The 21,130-nt window shown below is 45.4% G+C and carries 21 protein-coding genes; 11 read left to right on the plus strand and 10 right to left on the minus strand.

From position 1 onward, the window contains the following. Positions 1–34 precede the first annotated feature (34 nt). The 3 genes from VL525_RS20405 to VL525_RS20415 form a co-directional block, all read right to left on the minus strand. Positions 35–3,067 (minus strand): GH92 family glycosyl hydrolase, encoded by a 3,033-nt coding sequence (locus VL525_RS20405; protein ID WP_325389147.1) that lies wholly within the window; start codon positions 3,065–3,067, stop codon positions 35–37. A gap of 95 nt (positions 3,068–3,162) precedes the next feature. Further along, the gene (locus tag VL525_RS20410; RefSeq protein ID WP_325389149.1) at positions 3,163–3,945 is read right to left on the minus strand and encodes an amidohydrolase; all 783 of its coding nucleotides are present in this window, start codon (positions 3,943–3,945) and stop codon (positions 3,163–3,165) included. 44 nt (positions 3,946–3,989) lie between these two features. Next, entirely contained in the window at positions 3,990–5,135 is a 1,146-nt protein-coding gene (locus VL525_RS20415; protein WP_325389151.1) for a methionine aminotransferase, read from the minus strand. 176 nt (positions 5,136–5,311) lie between these two features. On the opposite strand from VL525_RS20415, the gene VL525_RS20420 reads away from it, so the two are divergent. The 6 genes from VL525_RS20420 (at position 5,312) to VL525_RS20445 (ending at position 9,617) form a co-directional block, all read left to right on the plus strand. Next, complete coding sequence (locus VL525_RS20420; RefSeq protein ID WP_325389153.1) at positions 5,312–5,794, plus strand: hypothetical protein; 483 nt, start codon at positions 5,312–5,314, stop codon at positions 5,792–5,794. Positions 5,795–5,944: 150 nt separating this feature from the next. After that, the gene (locus tag VL525_RS20425; protein ID WP_325389155.1) at positions 5,945–6,913 is read left to right on the plus strand and encodes an ABC transporter substrate-binding protein; all 969 of its coding nucleotides are present in this window, start codon (positions 5,945–5,947) and stop codon (positions 6,911–6,913) included. Then, entirely contained in the window at positions 6,913–7,782 is an 870-nt protein-coding gene (locus VL525_RS20430) for an ABC transporter permease (protein WP_325389157.1), read from the plus strand. The genes VL525_RS20425 and VL525_RS20430 overlap by 1 nt, the downstream gene beginning before the upstream one ends. Continuing rightward, the gene (locus VL525_RS20435; RefSeq protein ID WP_325389159.1) at positions 7,779–8,528 is read left to right on the plus strand and encodes an ABC transporter ATP-binding protein; all 750 of its coding nucleotides are present in this window, start codon (positions 7,779–7,781) and stop codon (positions 8,526–8,528) included. The genes VL525_RS20430 and VL525_RS20435 overlap by 4 nt, the downstream gene beginning before the upstream one ends. Positions 8,529–8,596: 68 nt before the next feature. After that, on the plus strand, positions 8,597–8,866 hold the full coding sequence (locus tag VL525_RS20440) for a hypothetical protein (protein WP_325389160.1): 270 nt from the start codon (positions 8,597–8,599) through the stop codon (positions 8,864–8,866). Between the two features lie 229 nt (positions 8,867–9,095). Next, complete coding sequence (locus VL525_RS20445; RefSeq protein ID WP_325389162.1) at positions 9,096–9,617, plus strand: hypothetical protein; 522 nt, start codon at positions 9,096–9,098, stop codon at positions 9,615–9,617. Between the two features lie 64 nt (positions 9,618–9,681). On the opposite strand, the gene VL525_RS20450 is transcribed toward VL525_RS20445, so the two are convergent. Continuing rightward, a complete protein-coding gene (locus VL525_RS20450) occupies positions 9,682–10,974 on the minus strand; it encodes a PQQ-dependent sugar dehydrogenase (protein ID WP_325389164.1) in 1,293 nt (430 codons plus the stop codon). A gap of 325 nt (positions 10,975–11,299) precedes the next feature. On the opposite strand from VL525_RS20450, the gene VL525_RS20455 reads away from it, so the two are divergent. After that, positions 11,300–11,968, plus strand: a complete 669-nt coding sequence (locus VL525_RS20455; protein ID WP_325389166.1) for a hypothetical protein — start codon at positions 11,300–11,302, stop codon at positions 11,966–11,968. A 61-nt stretch (positions 11,969–12,029) separates the two neighbouring features. Here the strand turns inward: VL525_RS20455 and VL525_RS20460 are convergent, their stop codons facing one another. Continuing rightward, positions 12,030–12,980, minus strand: a complete 951-nt coding sequence (locus VL525_RS20460; protein WP_325389168.1) for an aldo/keto reductase — start codon at positions 12,978–12,980, stop codon at positions 12,030–12,032. A gap of 4 nt (positions 12,981–12,984) precedes the next feature. Continuing rightward, on the minus strand, positions 12,985–13,227 hold the full coding sequence (locus VL525_RS20465) for a hypothetical protein (RefSeq protein WP_325389170.1): 243 nt from the start codon (positions 13,225–13,227) through the stop codon (positions 12,985–12,987). A 90-nt stretch (positions 13,228–13,317) separates the two neighbouring features. Here VL525_RS20465 and VL525_RS20470 point away from each other — a divergent pair, with 90 nt between their 5' ends. Then, complete coding sequence (locus VL525_RS20470) at positions 13,318–13,551, plus strand: DUF3820 family protein (RefSeq protein ID WP_325389172.1); 234 nt, start codon at positions 13,318–13,320, stop codon at positions 13,549–13,551. Positions 13,552–13,676: 125 nt separating this feature from the next. Continuing rightward, the gene (gene msrA, locus VL525_RS20475) at positions 13,677–14,324 is read left to right on the plus strand and encodes a peptide-methionine (S)-S-oxide reductase MsrA (protein WP_325389174.1); all 648 of its coding nucleotides are present in this window, start codon (positions 13,677–13,679) and stop codon (positions 14,322–14,324) included. A gap of 93 nt (positions 14,325–14,417) precedes the next feature. On the opposite strand, the gene corA is transcribed toward msrA, so the two are convergent. Together corA and VL525_RS20485 are read right to left on the minus strand one after the other, a co-directional pair. Then, a complete protein-coding gene (gene corA, locus VL525_RS20480; RefSeq protein WP_325389176.1) occupies positions 14,418–15,545 on the minus strand; it encodes a magnesium/cobalt transporter CorA in 1,128 nt (375 codons plus the stop codon). 5 nt (positions 15,546–15,550) lie between these two features. Beyond that, positions 15,551–16,162 carry a WbqC family protein gene (locus VL525_RS20485; RefSeq protein WP_325389178.1) on the minus strand — a complete coding sequence of 204 codons (612 nt, stop codon included), beginning with the start codon at positions 16,160–16,162 and terminating at the stop codon, positions 15,551–15,553. A gap of 36 nt (positions 16,163–16,198) precedes the next feature. Here VL525_RS20485 and VL525_RS20490 point away from each other — a divergent pair, with 36 nt between their 5' ends. Together VL525_RS20490 and VL525_RS20495 are read left to right on the plus strand one after the other, a co-directional pair. Continuing rightward, positions 16,199–17,098: a lysophospholipid acyltransferase family protein gene (locus VL525_RS20490; protein WP_325389180.1), complete on the plus strand. Its 900-nt coding sequence runs from the start codon at positions 16,199–16,201 to the stop codon at positions 17,096–17,098. Between the two features lie 78 nt (positions 17,099–17,176). Then, positions 17,177–18,211 (plus strand): glycosyltransferase family 2 protein, encoded by a 1,035-nt coding sequence (locus tag VL525_RS20495; protein ID WP_325389183.1) that lies wholly within the window; start codon positions 17,177–17,179, stop codon positions 18,209–18,211. 2 nt (positions 18,212–18,213) lie between these two features. Here the strand turns inward: VL525_RS20495 and VL525_RS20500 are convergent, their stop codons facing one another. Continuing rightward, the gene (locus VL525_RS20500) at positions 18,214–20,631 is read right to left on the minus strand and encodes a mechanosensitive ion channel domain-containing protein (protein ID WP_325389185.1); all 2,418 of its coding nucleotides are present in this window, start codon (positions 20,629–20,631) and stop codon (positions 18,214–18,216) included. A gap of 57 nt (positions 20,632–20,688) precedes the next feature. Beyond that, positions 20,689–21,108, minus strand: coding sequence for a type II 3-dehydroquinate dehydratase (aroQ, locus tag VL525_RS20505; RefSeq protein ID WP_325389187.1), 420 nt, complete (start codon positions 21,106–21,108; stop codon positions 20,689–20,691). Positions 21,109–21,130 lie beyond the last annotated feature (22 nt).

Below are 21,130 nucleotides of genomic sequence, written 5' to 3' on the forward strand. Positions count from 1 at the left end.
CTAAATATAACTAATTATCTTACTTATACAAGCCTTATTCGATGGTTATTTCATCCGCAAAAATATATGAAGGCTGGCCCTTGCTCTCGTGCCAGTCGGGTAGGGGGCCATATTGCCTGGCTATTACTTTAACATACCGGGCACTCAGATCCAGGTCGGCAGTAAAGTTTTGGGTTTGAGCTTTGAGGTCCTTAATATCAACCTTAGTATTTACGGTAGCTGCCAGTTTGTAATTGACACCGTCATCCGAAGTATAATATTCCACCTGTTTCGGAAATACGATCCACGATCCGCTATCCTGCAAAGTGCCAAGGCTTACTGACTTGATAGGCTTCACCTGTCCCATGTCTATCACAGCTTCCAAATCGCTGCCCTGGTACCCCTGCCAGTGGCCTGTACGCCAGTTTGCGGTACCATGCAAGCCGTTGATAAGACTTTCATCGCCTTCGGCCGGATAGTTGGGCAAATATTTGGTAAGCAGTTTTAATTTGATATCGTCCCGTATTTTCACGAACGTGCCTTCATCTACAAAGCTCGGCTTCCCATTTTTAATTGCAATGGCTTTCACCGTGGTGTTGGCTGATATGTTGATCGGTTTGCTGTAAAGCGTTGAATTAGCGGTGGGCACCGACCCATCCAGTGTATAGTAAATTTTGGCATCTGCATCAGCCGATTTGATCTCCAGGTCAAAAGGTTTCTTAAAGCTCGGCGATGAATTTGAAAAGTAAGGATTTGATACGATGAGGCTGTCAGTAATTGCCGAAACCGGTTTTACCAGGTCTTGCATGAATAGTTTATTGGCAAGGCGGCCGGTGTACACATCCCAGGTGCCACCACTTTGTATGTCCTTATCTTCAACATAAAGTTTATTATATGGGCTATTGTTGAACGTCATTCCCTGCAGGTAGATGTTTTGGAAACTTACCCCCGTGCCCGAATTGGTTATGGTGAACTTTTTGCCATTTTCGAGCCAGATCGTTATTTTATCAAACTGCGGCAGGCCTACCTGGTATTGCGTTTGACCCGGCTGAATGGTGTACAATCCTAATGAACTCATCACATACCACGCCGACATTTGCCCGCAATCTTCGTTGCCGGATAAACCATCGGGCTGGGCGCTATACTCATCCTTCAATATCCTGTTGATATAAGACTGTGTTTTAAAGGGTGAATTAGTGAAATTGAACAGGTAGGCTATGTGGTGACTCGGTTCGTTGCCGTGCGCGTACTGCCCGATCAGGCCCGATACGTCGGGTTGGTCTTTGCCGCTTAATTTAGCGTTCGTGGTAAATAGTTCATCCAGTTTCTCCTCAAACTTATCGCGGCCCCCCATGCGTTTTATTAAACCTTCAACATCCTGCGGCACAAGGAACGAATATTGCCATCCGTTGCCTTCAGTATAATTATTATTGATCTCAGTAGGTTCAAACGGGACAAACCAGCCACCGTTTACCCTGGCCTGGGCGAAACCATTCTGATCGTTTATAATATTCTTCCAGTATTGGGCACGTTTGATGAATTCGGCATAATCTTGTGGCTTATTCAGCATTTTGGCCATCTGAGCTATACACCAATCATCGTAAGCATAATCCAGCGTTTTTGATACGGATTCGTGCTCATCGTCGGCTAACACGGCGCCGTGCTTACGGTAGCTGTCCAACCCGAACTGGTTACGGTTCACGGCCGCTTTCATGGCGGTAAAGGCCTCTTCGGCATCAAAACCCCGGATACCCTTGGCGTAGGCATCAACAATAACCGGGATGGAGTGGTTGCCAACCATACAATAAGTTTCATCCGACCCCAGCGGCCATATTGGCAGCAAGCCACCCTGCTCGTACATTGCCAGGAAGCTTTTAATGAAATCGAGCGTTCGTTTCCTGTCGATGATGGTAAATAAAGGATCTTCCGCCCGGAAGGTATCCCATAACGAAAAGACGGTGTAATAATCAAAGCCATCAGCCTTATGTATTTTTTGGTCGAGGCCGCGGTACTGCCCGTCAACGTCACTGTAAATATTTGGCGCCGACATGCAGTGGTATAACGCAGTGTAAAATATTGTTTGTTTGACCTTGCTTTGGTCAACTGCTTTTGCTTGATTTTTTTGCTGAGGGCGGTCGTACCCGGGAGGACCTTGTGTGCTGCGCGGCTGTGACGACACTGGCGGCGCGCCACCCTCAACTTGTATCTTGTTTAGTTCGTTGTTCCAGTCGGCCCTTGCTTGTTTTTCCACTTTTTTGAAATCGAAATCAGGCACTTCGGTATCCAGGTTATTTAAGGCCCCTTCGGCACTTACCGACGAGATACCCACTTTTGATACCACCTCACCGGGGTTATCAAACTGGATATACATCTTCACGTTTTTACCCTGAACTTTTTTCTCTCCCTGCTGCAGTTGATCATTAAGGGCTATTCCGTAAGTTTTAAAAGGTTTGGAAAATTTGGCATAGAAATAAACGTACTGGTCTTTAGCCCATGATTTGGAGCGGCGAAAGCCCCTGATCTCATGATCGTTCACCACCTCGATCCAGGAATCGAGCACCTCATCCCGGTGCTGCAGGTCGATAATGATATTTGCCTGCGAAGTGCGGGGATAATCGTAGCGGTGCACGCCAACACGTTTGGTTGCCGTCAGTTCGACGCCTATATTATATTTGTCTAATTTGGTTTTGTAATAACCGGGTGAGGCACTTTCATTCTTCTTGTTAAAGCCCGACATGTAATCGGTGTTTTTAAATTTTGGCTCGCCGGTTGTAGGCATAAACAGGATGTCGCAGTAGTCGGCTATTCCGGTACCACTCAAATGGGTATGCGAAAAGCCGTAAACAACCGTATCCGTAAAATAATAACCTGAACAACCATCCCAGCCCGTAAGCCTTGTATCGGGGCTCAACTGTACCATGCCGAATGGAACGACAGCTCCGGGATAGGTATGCCCGTGTCCGCCGGTACCGATAAACGGATCTACTAATTTGGCATAGTCGTTAATTTTCTTCTTCTGGCCCGAAGCGACAGAATAGGAACACAGTATTAAAAGCAGGAGGAATGGGATACGATTTGAAATTCTCATTAGCGAAGGTGGATAGTTGAATTTTTTAGCCGCTGCAAATTAAAGCAGATAAACGCTAAAAATAAATAAAAATGCAGTTGCCCTGAAATTTCGGCTTAATCGTCGATATGAAAAGTGTCAGCATCTTTCAGGAAGGGAAGAGAGCGCCGCGTTTTTTCAACTTCATCGGCCATAATGGTAAATGTGTACACATCCTCTTCGTCGCGTTTGTAGTAAACTACGTTACCATTTGGGCTTATACAGGTCGAGTCTCCTGAATGATATATCTCGTTACCGTCGTGTCCTACGCGGTTCAGGCCAATCACATAAGCCTGGTTCTCTACTGCCCGGGCAGGTATCAGGGTGCGCCAGTGCAGTGCCCTCCGTTCGGGCCAGTTAGCTACAACAATTAGCAGGTCATAAGCGGCATTCACATTGCGCAGCCAAACCGGGAAGCGGAGATCGTAACAGATAACGGGGCAAATTCTCCAGCCTTTTAATTCCACTATCAGTTTCTTTTTACCGGCCGTGTAAGTTTGATGTTCTTTGGCTAAAGTAAACAGGTGTCGTTTGTCATAATAATTATAGGTACCATCCGCATTCATCCATATCAGCCTGTTATAGCATTTACCCCCTTCGGTAATAATAATGCTGCCGGTAACCACGCAGTCAAATTGCTTGGCAATTTTGTGCATCCAATGCATTGTTTTGCCGTTCATCGGCTCGGCAAGCGGCGCCGCGTTCATGGTAAACCCTGTACTGAACATCTCAGGAAGAATGATCAGATCCGTCTTTTCGCGTATTCCGCCGTTCAGCCTCAAACCAATATTTTGCAGATTTTTATCGATATTTTCCCAAAACAAATATCCCTGGAAGAGGCTGACCTTAAGGTTTTCCATACGCTATTAGGGTTTACTTATGGTTAAAAAAACAATACTCAAAGTTACACTTTTATCAATCTTTCAACGGCATTATCTAAAGTTTCTTGCCTTTTGGCAAAACAAAATCTCAAAACATGATGGTCGGTACCTCTGCCGTAAAACGCTGAAACCGGTATAACGGCCACGCCAAAATCCCTTGTTAAACGCAAAGCAAAGTCGGCGTCTTTTTCATCGGTAATACGTTCATATTTAACCGATTGGAAGTATGATCCGGCACAAGGCAATAGCTCAAAACGGGTGCTTTCAAGCCCCTTGCGGAAATGATCCCGTTTTTGCTGGAAAAAGCCGGGCAGTTCCAGGTAATGACTTTCATTTTTTAAATATTCGGCAATGCCAGCCTGCATGGGTGCGTTAACAGCAAAAACCAGGAACTGGTGTATCTTGCGGAATTCGCTCGTCAATGCGGCAGGGGCCATGCAATAACCTATTTTCCAGCCGGTTGCATGAAATGGCTTGCCGAAAGACGCTACCACGAAACTTCGCTCCCTAAGCTCGGGATACCTGGCCATACTGTGGTGAACTTCACCGTCATAGATCAGGTGTTCATACACTTCATCGCTCAAAATAAAAATATCGCGGTTTTTTACGATAGCCGTCAGCGCGTCTATATCTTCCTTATGAAGAATGGTGGCGGTAGGATTGTGCGGCGAATTCAGGATGATCATTTTGGTCCGGCTGTTCACCAGCCGTTTTACCATATCCCAACGAATGCGGTAATCGGGTGGCTCCAGTTCCAAAGCTTTCACAATACCGCCGGCAACTTTAATAGCAGGGGCATAACAATCGAAAGCAGGCTCGAAGATGATGACCTCGTCGTTGGGATTAATAACAGTAGCGATGGCTGTGTATATGGCCTGGGTGCCGCCTGCGGTAATGGTGATCTCGGTATCAGGGTTATAATAGGCGCTGTATAACTTCTCGGTTTTGCGGCTTATTTCTTCGCGCAATGGCATATAGCCCGCCATGGGCGCATATTGATTAGAGCCGCTTTGCATGGCCCGGTTCACCAGTTCGATCAGTTTGGGCGAGGTCTCATAATCAGGGAATCCCTGGGAAAGATTGATCGCCCCAACCTCATTAGCCAGCGCCGACATCACGGTAAAAATAGTAGTTCCTGCCTGGGGCAGTTTTGAATTAATAGATATCATTTCGGGCTAAAGTAAATAAAATATAAATGAACCGGCATTTTTAAAACATCATTTAAAAGTAATCAGGCAAGATTTGACCTGCATTGAAAAAATATATAATTTAATATTTTGATTATTAGCTATTTATAACATATATTTAATGTAACAAAACTGTTGTAAACCCAAAATTACTCAAAATGAAAAAGTTAATCCTGATCGCCCTGCTGGGTGTTTTCTGTGCCGGATTATGCCAAGCGCAAACGGCACCTTACAAGGCCTCTTACTCTTCTAAATTTGTCATCGCCGACCAGGCGCATGCCAACAAGGTATTAGCCTTGTGGAAAGACTATGAAAACAATACGCTTGACAAACACCTGGCATGGTTTGCAGACACGGTATCTATGACCATGGCTGACGGCAAGACGTTGAAAGGGAAGGCGGAAAACCTGAAAGCTGTTAAGGAACATCGTAAAGGCATTAGTAAACTAAAAGTAACCGTGGATGCCTGGGTGAGCCTGAAAAGCACCGACCATAATGAAAATGTGGTGTGTATATGGGGCACCGAAGAATTTGTGATGAATGGCAAAAACGTAAAGCAAAGTGTACAGGAGGTTTGGGGATTTAATAAAGACGGGAAGATAAGCATGATGCTGCAATACGTGATGGCCGGCGGAATGTAACAACTCCTTATCAAAAGATGACGAGGCTGCCCCAGGGCGGCCTTTTCTGGTTTATCAGCCCGCTGTAAACATTGCAGTGATTTTCATCGTGTGATAGCGCCTTTTACCTTTATCCTTTCACGTTTCCGCCTCTTTATTTAATTTAGCCTGATGAAGCTCTTAAAATACCTGCCCTTAGTTTTTATACTCAGCCTTTTTTTATCCTGTAATTCGAAAAAGAGCGATGTGCCCGTTGTCGGATTTGTGGACGCGTTTGAGGATGCCACCATAGCGCAAGCGCGTGACGGATTTACAGATGCTTTGAAAAAGAGCGGTTTCAGCGAGGACCAGCACACGGTGAAAATAGAATACAGAAACGCCCAGGGCGATATTCCAACATTAACCCAGATAGTAAATCAATTTGTATCAGAGAAAGTAGACCTGATGGGTACCTGTACTACGTTGTCGACGGTTTCGGCGCTGCAAAAAACAAAAACCATCCCCATTTTCGCCATGGTATCGCCAACTCCTGAAAGGATGAACGTGATTAGTTCAACGGGCGAGGCGCCCGGAAACCTGTTTGGCGCGGTGGAAGAACTGTATTATATCGATACTTCTTTCAATATCATTCCCAAACTTTTAAAGCCGAAAGGCGGTAAGCTGGTTATCGGTATGATCTATAATCAGTCGGAGCCGCAGTCGGCAGATGCCATGAACCGCATCAAATCGCTGGCGAATAAGGCAAATGTTACCCTGATTGCGCTCCCGCTTAACTCCTCGGCCGACGCGCAATTGGTGACCAAATCACTGCTCAGCAAAAACATTGATGCTTTTTTTGCCAACCCGGATAATACGGTATTTGCTTCGTTCGAAACGATATTGAAAAGCTGCAACCAGGCAAACGTTCCTATTTTTACCAGTGAGGCGGGTTTGGTTAAGCGGGGTGCAGTGGCCGCCTTTGGCGCCGATATTTACCAATGGGGTTACCAGGCCGGTGAACAGGCGGCCCAATTTTTGAAGACCCATAAAACCGATGGGTTGAAATGGGAAATGGTAAAAGTACGCAAGCGCGTTTATAACCCGGAAGCGGCAAAAAAATATAATATCACCGTGCCCCTAAATTTTGAAGCTGTAAAATAATGGACTTTTACCTGACCGCGTTGTTACAGGGGCTCTGCCTTTCGGCCATAGCGCTGGGTATTTATATCTCCATGAAGATATTTAATATCCCGGATATCACTACCGATGGCAGTTACACTTTAGGCGGCGCCATAACAGCTAAATTGCTCGTGTTGCACCAACCGGTTTTTGTGGTATTGCCGGTGGTAGTTGCAGCTGGGGCTGTTGCCGGTGCATTAACCGGGTTAATCCATACCAAATTGAAGATAAATGCTTTGCTGGCAGGTATTTTGGTGATGACGGCCTTATATTCGGTGAACCTGACCCTGATGGGGCGGTCTAATATTCCGCTGATCAATACCGCATCGATATTTTCATTTATCAATATTTCGGCAGACTTTAATCACAATGTTTTTTGGACGCTGGCGGCAGTTGTTGCCCTTATTACCTTATTGATAGGTTACCTGTTAAAAACCGATTTTGGCATCGCCATGAGAGCCACCGGCAACAGCGAATCGATGGTGCGCGCGTTGGGTGTAAATACCGACCGGATGAAGATCACCGGGTTGGCGCTTGCCAATGCGCTAACAGCGTTAAGCGGCTTCCTGATGACCCAATTCCAGGGTTTTGCGGATATTAACATGGGTATTGGCATCGTTATCGTAGGCCTCGGTTCGGTCATTATTGCCGAGTCATTTATCAATTGCCTCGGCATCACATCTGTATGGTTCAGTTTGCTGCTGGTTTTGTTAGGGGCGGTTATCTTCCAGTGTGTTTTGGCCATTACACTCAGTATCGGTGTCGACCCGATATTGCTCAAACTGGTTACTGCCGCATTTGTACTGCTCATCGTCAGTCTGCCGCGTTTATCATTTAAAAGTTCGGCATGATCGAGATAAAGGGAGTTCATAAAGTTTATAACAGGGGCAAGGCCAACCAGGTCAATGCCATAAACGGCGTCGACCTGGAAATAGCAGAACAGGAATTCCTGGTGATCGTCGGCGCCAATGGTTCCGGAAAAACAACAATGCTCAACCTGATAGCCGGCAGCGTGTTGCCGAGTTCGGGCACAATTCTTATCGAAGGGAATGATGTAACCAAGTTGGCCGATTACCGCCGCAGCCAATGGATAGCGCGCGTTTTTCAAAATCCTTTGAGCGGCACAGCACCTGATCTGAGTATCCTGGATAATTTCCGGCTGGCGGCTATTCGTACCAAAGCTAAGGGGTTGTCAATTGGCATTAACGATCAATTCAAAAAACAGGTAAAAGATAAGATCGGCACCCTGGGTATGGGATTGGAAAATAAGACAGATCAGTTAATGGGCACGCTATCCGGCGGGCAGCGCCAGGCACTTACGCTGCTAATGAGCGTGATGGATACCTGTAAAGTATTATTATTGGATGAGCCCACCGCCGCGCTTGATCCAAGATCTGCCGATATCGTGATGAGGACAGCTGATAAGCTAGTTGTTGATTTTAAGCTGACAGCCATCCTGGTAACTCACAACCTTAAAGATGCTTTCAATTATGGTAACCGTATAATCCAGATGGGCGAGGGCAAAATATTGCACGATCTGAAAGATAAGAAAAAGTCTGATTTAAAGCAAAGCGACCTGTTTGACTGGTTTGGGTGAATTTTTAACCAAAATTCAAAAATTCACTAAGTTTTTAAAACTTGATAGATCTGAATTGTTATTAGCGTATGAAAAACAATTTTCAACCTATACTCGACGCCTACCAGCTGGTTGAAGGCGCTGTTATAAAGGGTAAAGAGCAGGAGGAACTTTTCGAAGTGGGCAGCTACGATCCCGATAAAAGAGGCTACACCGTATATCCGTACCAGGATGGCGCCAGGTTTGACGATTTTAATATCCTGGTAACCGAAGATGAACTGATGGACAACTATGTTATCGAAAGCAAGGAGGACGCTGAACGGGATTGGGATGAAGATAGGCCCGCGGATACTATCTAAAACCTTGTTTTAAAGAATCAAACAGATTTAATATCTTTGCAAAAAAGATATTAAAATGCTACGTCTTAAACACTTCCGCCAAAATAACCTGATGCAGCCCGCGGGCTTGCAGCGGAAGGGCCGTGCATTATCAAAATCCTTCTGCTTCCCGGTGTAGCGACAGGCTGCACCATCCAAAAATTAAGTTGTTGTTTTACTGAACCCTTTAATGGGTATTTGAATTATTGTTATGGACATTTATTTGACTATAGAAGAGAAATATTTGCAGGCCGTTGATAAGCTGGGGTATGGCTACAATAAAAAAGCGTTACGGTTACTGAACGAAATTGTAGCTGCCGACCCATTTTACGCCCGTGCACATTACCAATTGGGTAAATTGCATTATTACGAGGTAAAGGATTACCAGGCGGCAGGTTATCATTTTAAAACCTGTGCCGAACTGGAACCATCGTTCCCCGATGTTTATGCGGATTACCTGCACCTGCTTGTTTTTCTGAAAATGGGAAAGCTGGTACAATTGGTAAGCGAGAAGGCGTTGGGAGTGGCCGGAGTGGATGTGGCCTATATCCATTACCTGTCGGGTTTGTATGCTGAAAAGCAAATGAATTGGGATAGTGCTATCGAAAGCTATCACGAAGCTTATTTGCATGCGCTGAGCAAAAATGAAAGAGATACCGCTGAAGAATGTATAGGGCGGGTAAAGGCGAAGAAAAGCCGCTCGGCGAAATTCAACTACGAGCTATCCAACTAAGAAGGCCCCGGATTTTCGGGGCCTTTGCTTTAAAATTTTCAGGAGCTTCGGAAGTCTGCGTCACTTACTTCTTATAAGTGATCTTATAAATAGTACCCTTGCTATCATCACTAACATACAGTGACCCATCCGGGCCCTGTGCCAGGCCGCACGGACGGTGTACGGCACTGCCTTTGGCTTTATCGGCAGCCGAGCCGGCAAAACCGTCAGCAAATACTTCCCATTTGCCCGACGGTTTGCCATTAGCAAACGGCTGGAAAACTACGTAATAACCTTCCTGTGGTTCCGGTGCCCGGTTCCACGACCCGTGGAAGGCGATAAAGGCGCCATTCTTATATTTCGCCGGGAATTGGTTGCCGGTATAAAACAGCAGGCCGTTAGGGGCCAGGTGGCCCGGGTAGGCCGCCGCTGGGTTAATGGCATTTTCGCCACCTGTCTTTTTGCCATCGCCGCCATATTCCGGCATCAGCATTTTTTTGTGTGTTTGCCAGTCGTAGTACATATAAGGCCAGCCCGCGTTGTCGCCCTTTTTAATGGCGTACATGCATTCGGCGGGTAATACGGCATTTTGTTTAGCGGTGTAATATTGCGGGAACATATCGTTCAGCTGGTCGCGGCCGTGCTGCATTACAAATAATTGGTTGTCCTGCGTGTTCCAATCAAGCCCCACCACATTTCTTAAGCCGGTAGCATAGCGCACGCCGTCGCCATAATGCTGGTTAAGCTTACTTGCGCTGAACTGCCATATACCACCGGCCGAATCCAAAATAGGGCAGCCTTTTTGACCCGGCGAACCTTTTGTACGGTCCTTTACCTGGCAGGCGTTGGAGTAAGCGCCGATGTTAACATACAGGTGCCCGGCATTATCCAGGGTGATGGCCTTGGCTTCATGTTCACCGCGACTTAAAAGGCCGGTCACTATCTTTTCAGGTTTACTGGGGTCTATTACCTCGTTTTTGGCGTTCAGCTTAAAGCGGAACACCTCCTCGTCCGACGACGCATACAGGTACCCGCTTTTGACAGCGATGCCGGTGCCGGCAAAATTACCGAAAGCCATCTTCACTTCGGCCTTGTTGCCATTTTGATGAAGCAGCAAAATTCCTTTGCCTTTTTCGAGCCCCCGCAGCTTTGCATAGATCTCGTTCTGAGGCGTAACAGCGATATGCCGTACACCGCCAAGGTTATCGGCGATAATTGCCGCACTGAATCCGGCGGGAACCGTCAGCCCGGCATTGTCAGCCTCCGGCGTGTTAAAATTGTTATGTTTTTTGATGTCGTTCTTAAGAGCGACGATGGATACCAGCCCGGCAACAGCCAGTACGGGCAGCAGGATGGTTCCCAGTGTTTTTCTCTTCATAATAGTATGCTTATTTGATATCAAATTTAGCTGATTATTTATCAATTTAGGAAATGGGCTTTGTATCAATACAATAACATAATGCCTGTTTATTAAGACCATCGCAGGGCGCCAGAGGTTTTATTTTTTTTAACAAAGGGATCGGCGATACAGGTTTTACGGGGAAGATTTTTTCATTTATAATTCATCTTCATGAAAATTAAATTCTGGTAAATATATACTATTAAAAATTATATTTTACTTATAGCTGTGCTGCAGAAGTATTATAACGAAATATTAAACCTTTTCAGCCGGGTATAGTCCTAACTATATAAATTTTAATATTATGAAAAAGTTAGCAATATTATCAGCAATAGCATTAAGCGGTTTATTTTATAACGCAGCAAGTGCACAGGTTAGGTTACGTGTAGGTATTAATTTTAGCCCAAGGCCGGTATATGTTCAGGATAGGGTAGTAGTTGCACACCGCGAGCCGGTTGTATACAGCGAGCCGGTAAATTACGACGGCGATGAGGATTATTATTACCTGCCCGACGTAGATGCCTACTATAGCGTAAACGATGAATGTTATTACTATAACGATGGTGGCCGCTGGATAACCGCAGCGTATTTGCCAGGCGCTTACCGCGACTTTGACTGGAGATATGCCCGCAGGTACGAAGTACGTGCACCACGCCCATACCTGCATGCCGAATATTACAGGAACCACTACAATGGCGTGGCCTTTAACGGCAGGTGGAACGAACGTGTATATGCCCGTGGTTATGGCGACGCATATCATTACAATAATGGTGCAAATGCAAACAGGTTCAACGGCCGGAGATTTGATAACCGTAACCACTTTGATAACCATGACCGTTTTGATAATCATGACCGTTTTGATAATCATGGACGCGACAGCAGGCGCGACGAGCATTTTGCGCAAAACTATAACCACGGTAATAATGGTAACGACAGGCACGACCGCGACGGCCACAGGCCGGGAAGATTCTAATTAATTTCCCCAATATATATAAATGAAAAGGCCGCCGTGCGCAAGCAGGCGGCTTTTGTTGTTAACAGGAGCTGGCAGTATCCAACAGATCAACGGCGTCATGACTCAGGCGGATAGCAGCGGCGGCGGTTATTTGATTTAATTGCCCGATACTGGTGGCGCTGGCTATTGGGGCAACAACCCCGGGCCTTTTGATAAGCCAGGCTAACGCGATGGCAGCAGGAGCGGAGTTATATTCCGCGGCAACATTATCTAAAGCATCAAGAATACGCATCCCGCGTTCGTTCATGAATTTTTTTATGCCGCCACCACGCTGACTTTTACTCAGATCGGCTTGCGAGCGGTATTTGCCGGTAAGAAAGCCGCTTGCCAATGAATAGTAGGTAATTACGCCGATGTTATTTTTAAGGCAAACAGGCTCAAGGTCTTTTTCATATCCCTCGCGGCTGTACAGGTTATATTCGGGCTGCAAGGTTTCGTACCGGGCAAATCCATTGGTTTTGCTCGTCTGCAATGCTTCGGCAAGCCGGGCGCCGCTGTAGTTAGATGCACCTATGGCCCGCACTTTGCCTTGCCTGATGAGGCCCGTAAATGCGTCAAGGGTTTCGGCCAACGGAGTTTCTTTATCATCGTCGTGCGATTGATACAGATCGATACAATCAGTTTGCAGCCGTTTAAGCGAGTCCTCAACCGCTTTTGTAATATAGGCTTTCGACAGGCCCTTTTTATCCTGCCCCATGGGCTTTCCTACTTTGGTAGCTATAACTACTTTATCCCGTTTGCCCGATCTCTTCAGCCAGTTGCCAATTATGGTTTCCGACTCGCCCCCTTTATTCCCGGCGACCCAACTTGAATAAACATCAGCGGTATCGATAAAATCGAAGCCGGTATCAACCAGTTCGTCAAGCAGTTCAAATGATGTTTTCTCATCAGCGGTCCAGCCAAAAACATTTCCGCCAAAGCAAAAAGGATAAACCTTAATGCCCGACTCCCCTAATTCGCGTTTTTCCATAAACTTATAATTGTTTGGCTTTGGCCACTTGTTCGGCAAGTTCTTCAACCCATCCCGAAAAGTAAGGTTCGGTGCCGTCAACCCTTACCCATTTACCCTTTTTGTCCCTGCTGATAACCAGGTGCAACGTTCCATCGATAGATTTAAATTCGTACGCCCTCCCGTATTGCGCATAGTGTATAGGCGTCACTATACCGTCGACTGAATTGTCCGATCCCGTCAAAAATGCTTCAAATTGCTCTTCCATGGCTTTAGATTTATTTTATAACACTATGCGAAATTATCTGTTTTGTAATTATTTAGATATGATACCGGTCATAATTAATAATTTTACAGCTTGGAAAACATAACCCCTGACCGCCAGGTACTGATAGATGTAGTAAAAACGGCAATGCCATTTGGGAAATATAAAGGGACACTAATATGCGACTTGCCGGTTTATTACCTGGAATGGCTGAAAAATAAGGGCTTTCCGGCAGGGAAGCTGGGTATGCTGCTATCCACCACTTACGAAATAAAAATAAACGGCCTGGCTAAAATACTGGCTATGGTAAAACAAACCTTAAAATAGCTGCCAATTTTAAATGGGTTGTAAGGTATCACGTTACGGTCCGACTAACACGAAAACGATTACCTGCCGATGACCATCTGTACGATGGCTGCCGACGTATATCAGTTTATAAAACTCAATAGGATATGAAACGAATTATTTTATTTGCAGCCTCGGTATTTTTATTTGCAGGCTGCGTTAACGGGCAGACCTCAAGCGATTACGCATCCTTACCCCAGCCGAAACCCGGCGAACAGGTAGCCACTTTTGGCGGCGGATGTTTCTGGAGCATGAGCGAGGCCATGTCCGAATTAAAAGGTGTTGATAAAGTAGTGTCGGGCTACGCGGGTGGGGCAAAAGTACGCCCCAGTTACGAGGAGGTAGGCACACAGGAGACGGGCCATGCCGAGGTGGTTCAGATATATTATGATCCTAAGGTGATCAGTTTTACTACCCTGGCCCACGCTTTCTTTTTTGCCCACAACCCGACGGAACTTAATTACCAGGGTCCGGATAGGGGAACCGATTACCGCTCTATAGCGTTTTACCGTACCCCCGAGGAAAAGGCCATTTTACTGAACGAGATCAAAAAAATAGACGCAACCAAACATTATGGCGACCCGATAGTAACACAGGTTGTGCCATTTAAGGCCTTTTATCCTGCGGAGAAATATCACCAGGGATACTACCGGCTGCACCCGGAAAGCGGGTACATCCAATCGGTTTCTGTGCCTAAGGTTGAAAAATTCGAACAAGCCATGAAGGCTGAACTGAAGCCGGAGTTTCAGAAATAGTTGATTTGGTTGGATTACGTTAAGTGGTTGACCAGGTTAATATACACGGATGCGTAACTTATCAACTTAATCCAACCTATTTAACTCAATCAACTACAACTTATTAAACCATCCTTTTTTCCAGAATACGAAGATCTGTATCATGGCTATGATAAACATGCCGAGCAGGGCATAATAGTAGCCATGAGGCGAATATAGTTCGGGGAGGTTATCCGGCATTACCTTGTTCGTGACCGGGTCGACCCGTGCGAAGTTCATGCCGTATATACCGGCTATAAAGGTTAGCGGGATAAAGATGACCGATATGATGGTTAGCACCTTCATAATCTCGTTCATCCGGTTGCTCACCATGGATAAGTACAGGTCGATAATGCTGGACGTTATTTCCTTATAACTCTCCACCAGGTCCATTATCTGTATACAATGGTCGTACGCGTCGCGCAGGTATATTTTTACTTCAGGTGATATCAGCGTATTTTCGGTACGCAGCATCTCGTTTATTTTGTCGCGTTCGGGCCAGCTGGCACGCCTAACCGTAATCAGTATGCGTTTCAGTGCCTGCGCATTATACATTACGCTTTTGTCCGGGCTGCTGTATAGATGGTCTTCGGTATCGTCCAGCATATCACCGATCTTCGCAAGCAAAAGAAAGTAATTATCCAGGATGGTATCGGTAAGCGCATAACACATATAACCGGGCCCGGCAGTGCGAATAGCGCCTTTACCAACTTCAAGCCTTGTTTTTACCGCTTCAAAGTACTCCTCGTGCGTCTCTTCAAAACTGATGATGATATTATGTTTGATAAGTGAAGAAAACTGGCAGTTTACAAGTTCGTTCTCCTTATTAAAATGGATGATACGACTCGTGCTGAACACATAATCATCATATTCGTCAAACTTCGGCCTCTGATGCGTATTCACAATATCTTCCAGCACCAGGGGATTGATATTCAGGTTTGAGCCTATCTCCTCCATCAATTTTTTATCGCCCAAACCTTTTACCTGTATCCAATGGGTATGATCGGTACATTTTTTAAACTGTTTCAGGATGATCTCGACCGTTTTGCCTTCTGATTTTATAAGCTCCTTTTCATTATAGCTGTAAACCATAATGAGCGGCTTTATTGCATCCTCGGAAATATTGATAGACCCTGGGCTGGCGCCTACGTCTATTCTGCGGTCGCGTTTTTTATATCGTATCCTTTTTAACGGTTTGCTCATTTTTTCTAAAGGTAATTAACAGATTGCGGCCCCTGGTTAAACAACAGGTCGACGATACTGAGGTTTTTTATAAATCCGTGCCGGTCTTCAAATAGCTGGTAATAGGGCTTTTGCGGGTATTCTGTTTCTTTTTTTGAACTAAAGCCCTGCCGGAAATCTTTGAGATTAAGATACTCCGGTTCATAATCGACTGTGAATTTTATCTCAGTTTTTATTTTCAGAAGGTTTAGCAGCAGACGCAGCAGTTTTTCGTTCATATCAAACAGGAACGTTTCCCTTACTTCGTAAAATATGGCAAACTCATCCTCATAATATTCAAAATAAGCGGAGCGCCGGTAACAATTTTGCAGACTCATCCAATGCAGCCGCTGCCAGCGGAAGTCATAACTGATGCGGACATCTTTTACCGCCGTATGCGCCTTTGAGCCCTTTACTACAGGCACTACCAGCGTCAGCATACCATCGGGCGAATAGATATTGGCGCGGTTGCGGTAGGTTTGTTTCGGGAAGTGCTCGTATTTTTCGAGAATGAAATCAGGATTGTAAATGGTCAGTTCACTGAAATATTCAACAGGCGGCATATAAAATAGCGGTAACACCGCGCCTTTTTCAATCATATATTCTATGTTTGTGCTCAAAATTCGGATAAAATAATGATAAAAAAAGGCCTTTCGTATATAGGTGTCTTCTTTTTCTACCTGCTTTCGTTATTGCCTTTCTGGTTTTTGTATCTTATATCCGACCTGGTTTTTATAATTCTGTATTATGTGGTGGGTTACCGCCGCAAAGTTGTGCAGGATAACTTGCGTAATTCGTTCCCCGAAAAATCAGCGGAGGAGCGGGCCTCTATCGAAAAAAAATATTTCAAATACATGGCCGATCTCACACTTGAGACCATCAAATCGACCAGTATGTCCGAAAAACAGGTTCGCCGGCGCATGGTATGTACCAATCCTGAAATAATGGAGCACTACTTTAGCCAGGGCAAAAGCATTTTGGCCGCTGCGGGCCATTACGGCAACTGGGAGCTGGCCTGTTTGAATTTCGGTTTCCTGACAGATAAAATAAAGATGGTGGTTTACAAACCGCAATCGAGCGAGATATTTACTGATTTTATTAACCGCACGCGTTCGCGTTTCGGTACCATCATGATCTCGATGAAGCAAACGCTGCGTAAAATGATCGAACATAAAAATGAGCTTACCTTTACGGTATTAGCTGCCGATCAAACCCCGTCGCGCAGCGAAGCCTTATATTTTACCACCTTTTTGCATCAGCCAACGGCTGTTTTTATTGGCGTTGAAAAACTGAGCAGCATAAGGGATTGTGTGATCGTTTTTTACCGGATAGACCTTGTAAAACGCGGGCATTATACTTATACCCTGGTGCCTTTGGTTGAAAATCCGAAAGAAACAAGGCCGTACGAGATCACTAAAATACAGGTGAATTATCTTGAATCGCTCATCAGGGAGAAGCCGGAGTACTGGCTATGGTCGCACCGCCGATGGAAGATCAAACCGGAAGATGTTGCAAAGCCTGTTTTCTTTGATTGACGGAGGCCCGCGTTATTTCCGATTAAAAGCATATTATTGCACGATAAATCCCAGGCCCGGATTGTCCAATATTCATTAATGACAAATACACCTAAAGTCGCCATTGTTATCTTAAACTGGAACGGGGTAAAATATCTGCGCGATTTTTTGCCCTCGGTACTTACCTCTATCTGGCCAAACCTGGATATTGTAGTTGGCGATAACGGTTCTACAGACGGATCTATAGATTTTTTAAGACAGCATTACCCCACTATCCGAATCATTCAGAATGACCAGAATTATGGATTTACAGGTGGTTACAACCGGGTGCTGGAACAGGTAGAGGCGGACTACTTTATCCTGCTCAATTCGGATGTCGAAGTGCATCCCGGCTGGATAGCACCCGTCATAAGCCTGATGGAAAGCGACGCGCTGATTGCTGCTGCCGCACCAAAGATAAAAGCATTTGCTGAAAAGGACCATTTTGAACACGCCGGAGCTGCGGGTGGTTTTATTGATGAATATGGTTACCCTTTTTGCCGCGGGCGTATGTTTTACGAGATAGAGCAGGATAAGGGCCAATATGAGCAATCGGGCGAGATATTCTGGGCCTCAGGGGCTGCTATGTTTGTGAAAAAGAAATACTGGGTGGAAGCCGGAGGGTTTGACGATCGCTTTTTTGCGCACATGGAGGAGATAGACCTTTGCTGGCGGCTGAAAAATATGGGTTATAAAGTTGTTTATTGTGCCGAATCAGAAGTTTACCACGTCGGCGGCGGGACATTGAACACCGAGAACCCTTTTAAGACCTTCCTGAATTTCAGAAACAACCTGTTATTGTTGAGGAACAATCTTTCCTTTTGGCGCGGGATGGTCATCATTTTCATCCGTTTTTGGATGGATCTGCTGGCTATAGTACGTTTTTTGAACGAAGGTAAACGTAAGGATGCCTGGGCGGTTAGCCGGGCGCATCAAAACTTCGTTGTTCAGCTATTTAAGGGTGGGGGTCCCAAAAGAAATAAAAGAAGCAATCTGCACACCCTTAAAGGTATGTACAGGGGAAGCATTGTTTGGGATTTCTTTATGAAAAAGAAGCATGTGTTTTCCTCGCTCGATCCCCAAAAGTTCTATTAAAACTACTCTTTTTTCTTTTTAGGTATTGCAATACCTTCTTTTGCGAACCCTGCATAAATATCGGCCAGTACGCGGCTACGCAATTGGGAATAATGACTGATATCCGCCGCCCAGAAAAGCACCCGGAAATCGATGGCATCTTCCGAAACATTTAACAGGAATACCGACGGGCCTGGGTTATCCATGATATCATCGCGTTTAGCCATTGTTTCCTGCAAAAGTGAGGTCACCTTTTCTATATCCGACCCGTAAGCGGCGCGTACCACCAGCTCGACTTGGCGGCTTGTGTTACTGAGTGTCCAGTTAACAACGTTTTGGGAGATGAGGTCGCCGTTGGGAATAATAACCTCGGCACCGTCGCCGGTTTCGAGCCTGCTCGAACGGATGCCTATCTCTTTCATGGTTCCCTGCCGGCCGCCTACTTCTATCACATCGCCTATCTGTATGGGTTTTTCAAAGGCCAGTATCATGCCCGATACCAGGTTGTTGGTTACATTTTGCAAACCAAAGCCAATACCTACGCCGAAGGCGCTGAAAATGATGGTGAGTTTATCGAGAGGAAAGCCCGAGGCCCCAACCGCCAGCAAAAAACCAACTGTAAACACGCCGATACGGATAAGCAAAGTGGACGCCCGGTTCTTTTTCTTAAGTACAGAAATGTCATTGGTATGCTGCGAGGAAAGGTCGTAAAAATAACTGATGACACGCGACAGCAACGACGAAAGCCAAATCACCAGAAAGAAAATTACAAAGCCGCCAAAAGTGAAAGATGCTCCGCCGATATTGCGCGACTCGCTCAGGGTATCCGTTAAATAATCGTGCACCCAATCATCGATGTTCAGGTTCTGCAGCAGGAAGAATATCCATAGGAGAGAGGCCAATGTTGTTAATACATTTCTGAATTTCTTTTGCAGTGTATTGTAATCGATCATGCTGATAAAGCTGCTTTCGGCTTTACGGGTATGAAGCTGTAAAAACATGGTTTGAATGATGATCCGGATAACAAAGTAAAGGGCTACCGTAAGCCATAGGTTGAACACCGCAGTAACGCCCACAATTTTCGCCAGGCTAAACCGCCCTGTTACGTTCAGGACGATCGAGGCTAGGTGCATCAATATAAATATCCTAAGGATCAGCTTGGTATATTTAAGATGTTCCTGCGGCTCCTTTTTTATCCTGTTGTAGAACAAGACCGCAAAAATGATCGAAATAATACTCAGAAGAAGGATAAAGTACCGGTCTTCGCCCGTGATCTGTACCAGTAAGTTGCTCAGGCAATAAAAGATAGTTATCCAGAATAACTTAAACAGGAAATTAAACAGCGACAGGGGAAAGTTATTCCTGACCAGGATAAGCACCAGTATAATAGTAATTATGAAGCAGCATTCGAGGAAAAAAACCGGCGGATGGTCATAAAAATACGGTGCAATAGTTGTGGATATTAGTAAAGCGGACACTATGGGCTTGCGGTACACAATACGGGCGTGGTCCGAAATAAGTTCCTGGTGTTCGAGATGCTTAACTGTTTTATAGCGATTATACAATATCCACAGAAAAACAAGCGCCAGGAAGCCCAAAGCAATAGCATGGGTACCGGTTTCATTCTTGAAGAAATAATTGGCCTGTATAGTATTGAGCCTTATTGTACCGCGCAACGCAGAATCGATGCGGCTATATTTTACATCATCTTTTGCGCCTATCCAATTGAATTCGCCCGACATAGAACGTATGGCAAATTTCCTGATCTTGGCATCTATCTGGTCGTTCTCATCCAGCGTATTGGTATATGCTGTCGCTATCTTATTCTGTAGCAGGTTCAATTTATAAAGGTTGCCGCGATTGATTGAATCTACCTGGTGCCAAACCGTCCTTACGGCTATGCCTTGTTCAAAATAAGCGCTGCGCAATTCGTTATCATCGGGAACGTTATTGAGCGAAGTATCCTTTGAGAACCGGATGATATCGTGCTGGTTTTGTACCAATTTGGTGTTTATATCGTCCATATCCGACTGCCAACCGTCTAATTGCTCCTGGATATGGTCAAGATTATCGCGCATTACGAACAGGTAGCGTAACGTGCTCGATTTTTTTGTATTGATCAGTGTCCGTATCCTAACCAGCCTTCGCGCAATTGAAGGCAGGTTCTGGCTAACGTCACCCGTATCCAATCCTTCGGCCAGGTTATTCCGCATCTGGTTAAACGTGGTGTGGTATTGTTCAAGATGCTGCAAAAGGCTGTTAATAGAGGTGTCGCTTCTGCTTAAAGCCTGTAAAACGGAATCGCGCGAGCGAATCGCTTTTCTTTCACTTTCTCTCGCTGTAAGCGGCTTTTTTGTTTTTTCGTGGGTTTGGGCAAAGCTGTTGCCGAAAAAGAAGAAAGTAAGCAGGAGTAATGCGCTAATTTTTAATGCCCGGCACATACAATTTTTTTTGAGGGATATACAGACCAATAGTCTAAAGCAAGTTACAAAATAAAATTATCCGTTCACCAAATTCTCAATAGCCAAACGGTACGAATCGAGCCCGAAGCCGGCTATGACCCCTTTGCAACTGGCCGCCAATAATGATTTATGCCTGAATTCTTCGCGTTTGTAAACGTTGGATATATGCACCTCGATAACGGGCGCCTTGATAGCGGCTATAGCGTCAGCAATAGCCACCGATGTATGCGTATACGCCCCAGCGTTCATTACGATACCATCAACGGTAAAACCAACCTCGTGCAGCTTATTAATAATTTCGCCCTCTACATTACTTTGGTAATAATTTATGGTGATGTTTGCATAGCGTTTGCGCAGGCCGTCAAGATAGCTGTCGAAGCTGCTATCGCCGTAAATGGATTTTTCACGAACGCCGAGCAGGTTCAAATTGGGGCCGTTGATAATTTGTATATTCATTACCTCAAACTTAACCATAAAA

This window comes from Mucilaginibacter sp., from assembly GCF_035492695.1.
Taxonomy (GTDB): domain Bacteria; phylum Bacteroidota; class Bacteroidia; order Sphingobacteriales; family Sphingobacteriaceae; genus Mucilaginibacter.

Excerpts from the sequence above, each read along its gene's own strand:
- VL525_RS20450 (WP_325389164.1), bottom strand. The coding sequence starts at position 10,974 with ATGAAGAGAAAAACACTGGGAACCATCCTGCTGCCCGTACTGGCTGTT.
- aroQ (WP_325389187.1), bottom strand. The coding sequence starts at position 21,108 with ATGAATATACAAATTATCAACGGCCCCAATTTGAACCTGCTCGGCGTT.
- VL525_RS20410 (WP_325389149.1), bottom strand. The coding sequence starts at position 3,945 with ATGGAAAACCTTAAGGTCAGCCTCTTCCAGGGATATTTGTTTTGGGAA.
- VL525_RS20465 (WP_325389170.1), bottom strand. The coding sequence starts at position 13,227 with ATGGAAGAGCAATTTGAAGCATTTTTGACGGGATCGGACAATTCAGTC.
- VL525_RS20435 (WP_325389159.1), top strand. The coding sequence starts at position 7,779 with ATGATCGAGATAAAGGGAGTTCATAAAGTTTATAACAGGGGCAAGGCC.
- VL525_RS20490 (WP_325389180.1), top strand. The coding sequence starts at position 16,199 with ATGATAAAAAAAGGCCTTTCGTATATAGGTGTCTTCTTTTTCTACCTG.
- VL525_RS20425 (WP_325389155.1), top strand. The coding sequence starts at position 5,945 with ATGAAGCTCTTAAAATACCTGCCCTTAGTTTTTATACTCAGCCTTTTT.
- VL525_RS20455 (WP_325389166.1), top strand. The coding sequence starts at position 11,300 with ATGAAAAAGTTAGCAATATTATCAGCAATAGCATTAAGCGGTTTATTT.
- VL525_RS20460 (WP_325389168.1), bottom strand. The coding sequence starts at position 12,980 with ATGGAAAAACGCGAATTAGGGGAGTCGGGCATTAAGGTTTATCCTTTT.
- VL525_RS20430 (WP_325389157.1), top strand. The coding sequence starts at position 6,913 with ATGGACTTTTACCTGACCGCGTTGTTACAGGGGCTCTGCCTTTCGGCC.
- msrA (WP_325389174.1), top strand. The coding sequence starts at position 13,677 with ATGAAACGAATTATTTTATTTGCAGCCTCGGTATTTTTATTTGCAGGC.
- VL525_RS20405 (WP_325389147.1), bottom strand. The coding sequence starts at position 3,067 with ATGAGAATTTCAAATCGTATCCCATTCCTCCTGCTTTTAATACTGTGT.
- corA (WP_325389176.1), bottom strand. The coding sequence starts at position 15,545 with ATGAGCAAACCGTTAAAAAGGATACGATATAAAAAACGCGACCGCAGA.
- VL525_RS20500 (WP_325389185.1), bottom strand. The coding sequence starts at position 20,631 with ATGTGCCGGGCATTAAAAATTAGCGCATTACTCCTGCTTACTTTCTTC.
- VL525_RS20485 (WP_325389178.1), bottom strand. The coding sequence starts at position 16,162 with ATGATTGAAAAAGGCGCGGTGTTACCGCTATTTTATATGCCGCCTGTT.
- VL525_RS20440 (WP_325389160.1), top strand. The coding sequence starts at position 8,597 with ATGAAAAACAATTTTCAACCTATACTCGACGCCTACCAGCTGGTTGAA.
- VL525_RS20445 (WP_325389162.1), top strand. The coding sequence starts at position 9,096 with ATGGACATTTATTTGACTATAGAAGAGAAATATTTGCAGGCCGTTGAT.
- VL525_RS20420 (WP_325389153.1), top strand. The coding sequence starts at position 5,312 with ATGAAAAAGTTAATCCTGATCGCCCTGCTGGGTGTTTTCTGTGCCGGA.
- VL525_RS20415 (WP_325389151.1), bottom strand. The coding sequence starts at position 5,135 with ATGATATCTATTAATTCAAAACTGCCCCAGGCAGGAACTACTATTTTT.
- VL525_RS20495 (WP_325389183.1), top strand. The coding sequence starts at position 17,177 with ATGACAAATACACCTAAAGTCGCCATTGTTATCTTAAACTGGAACGGG.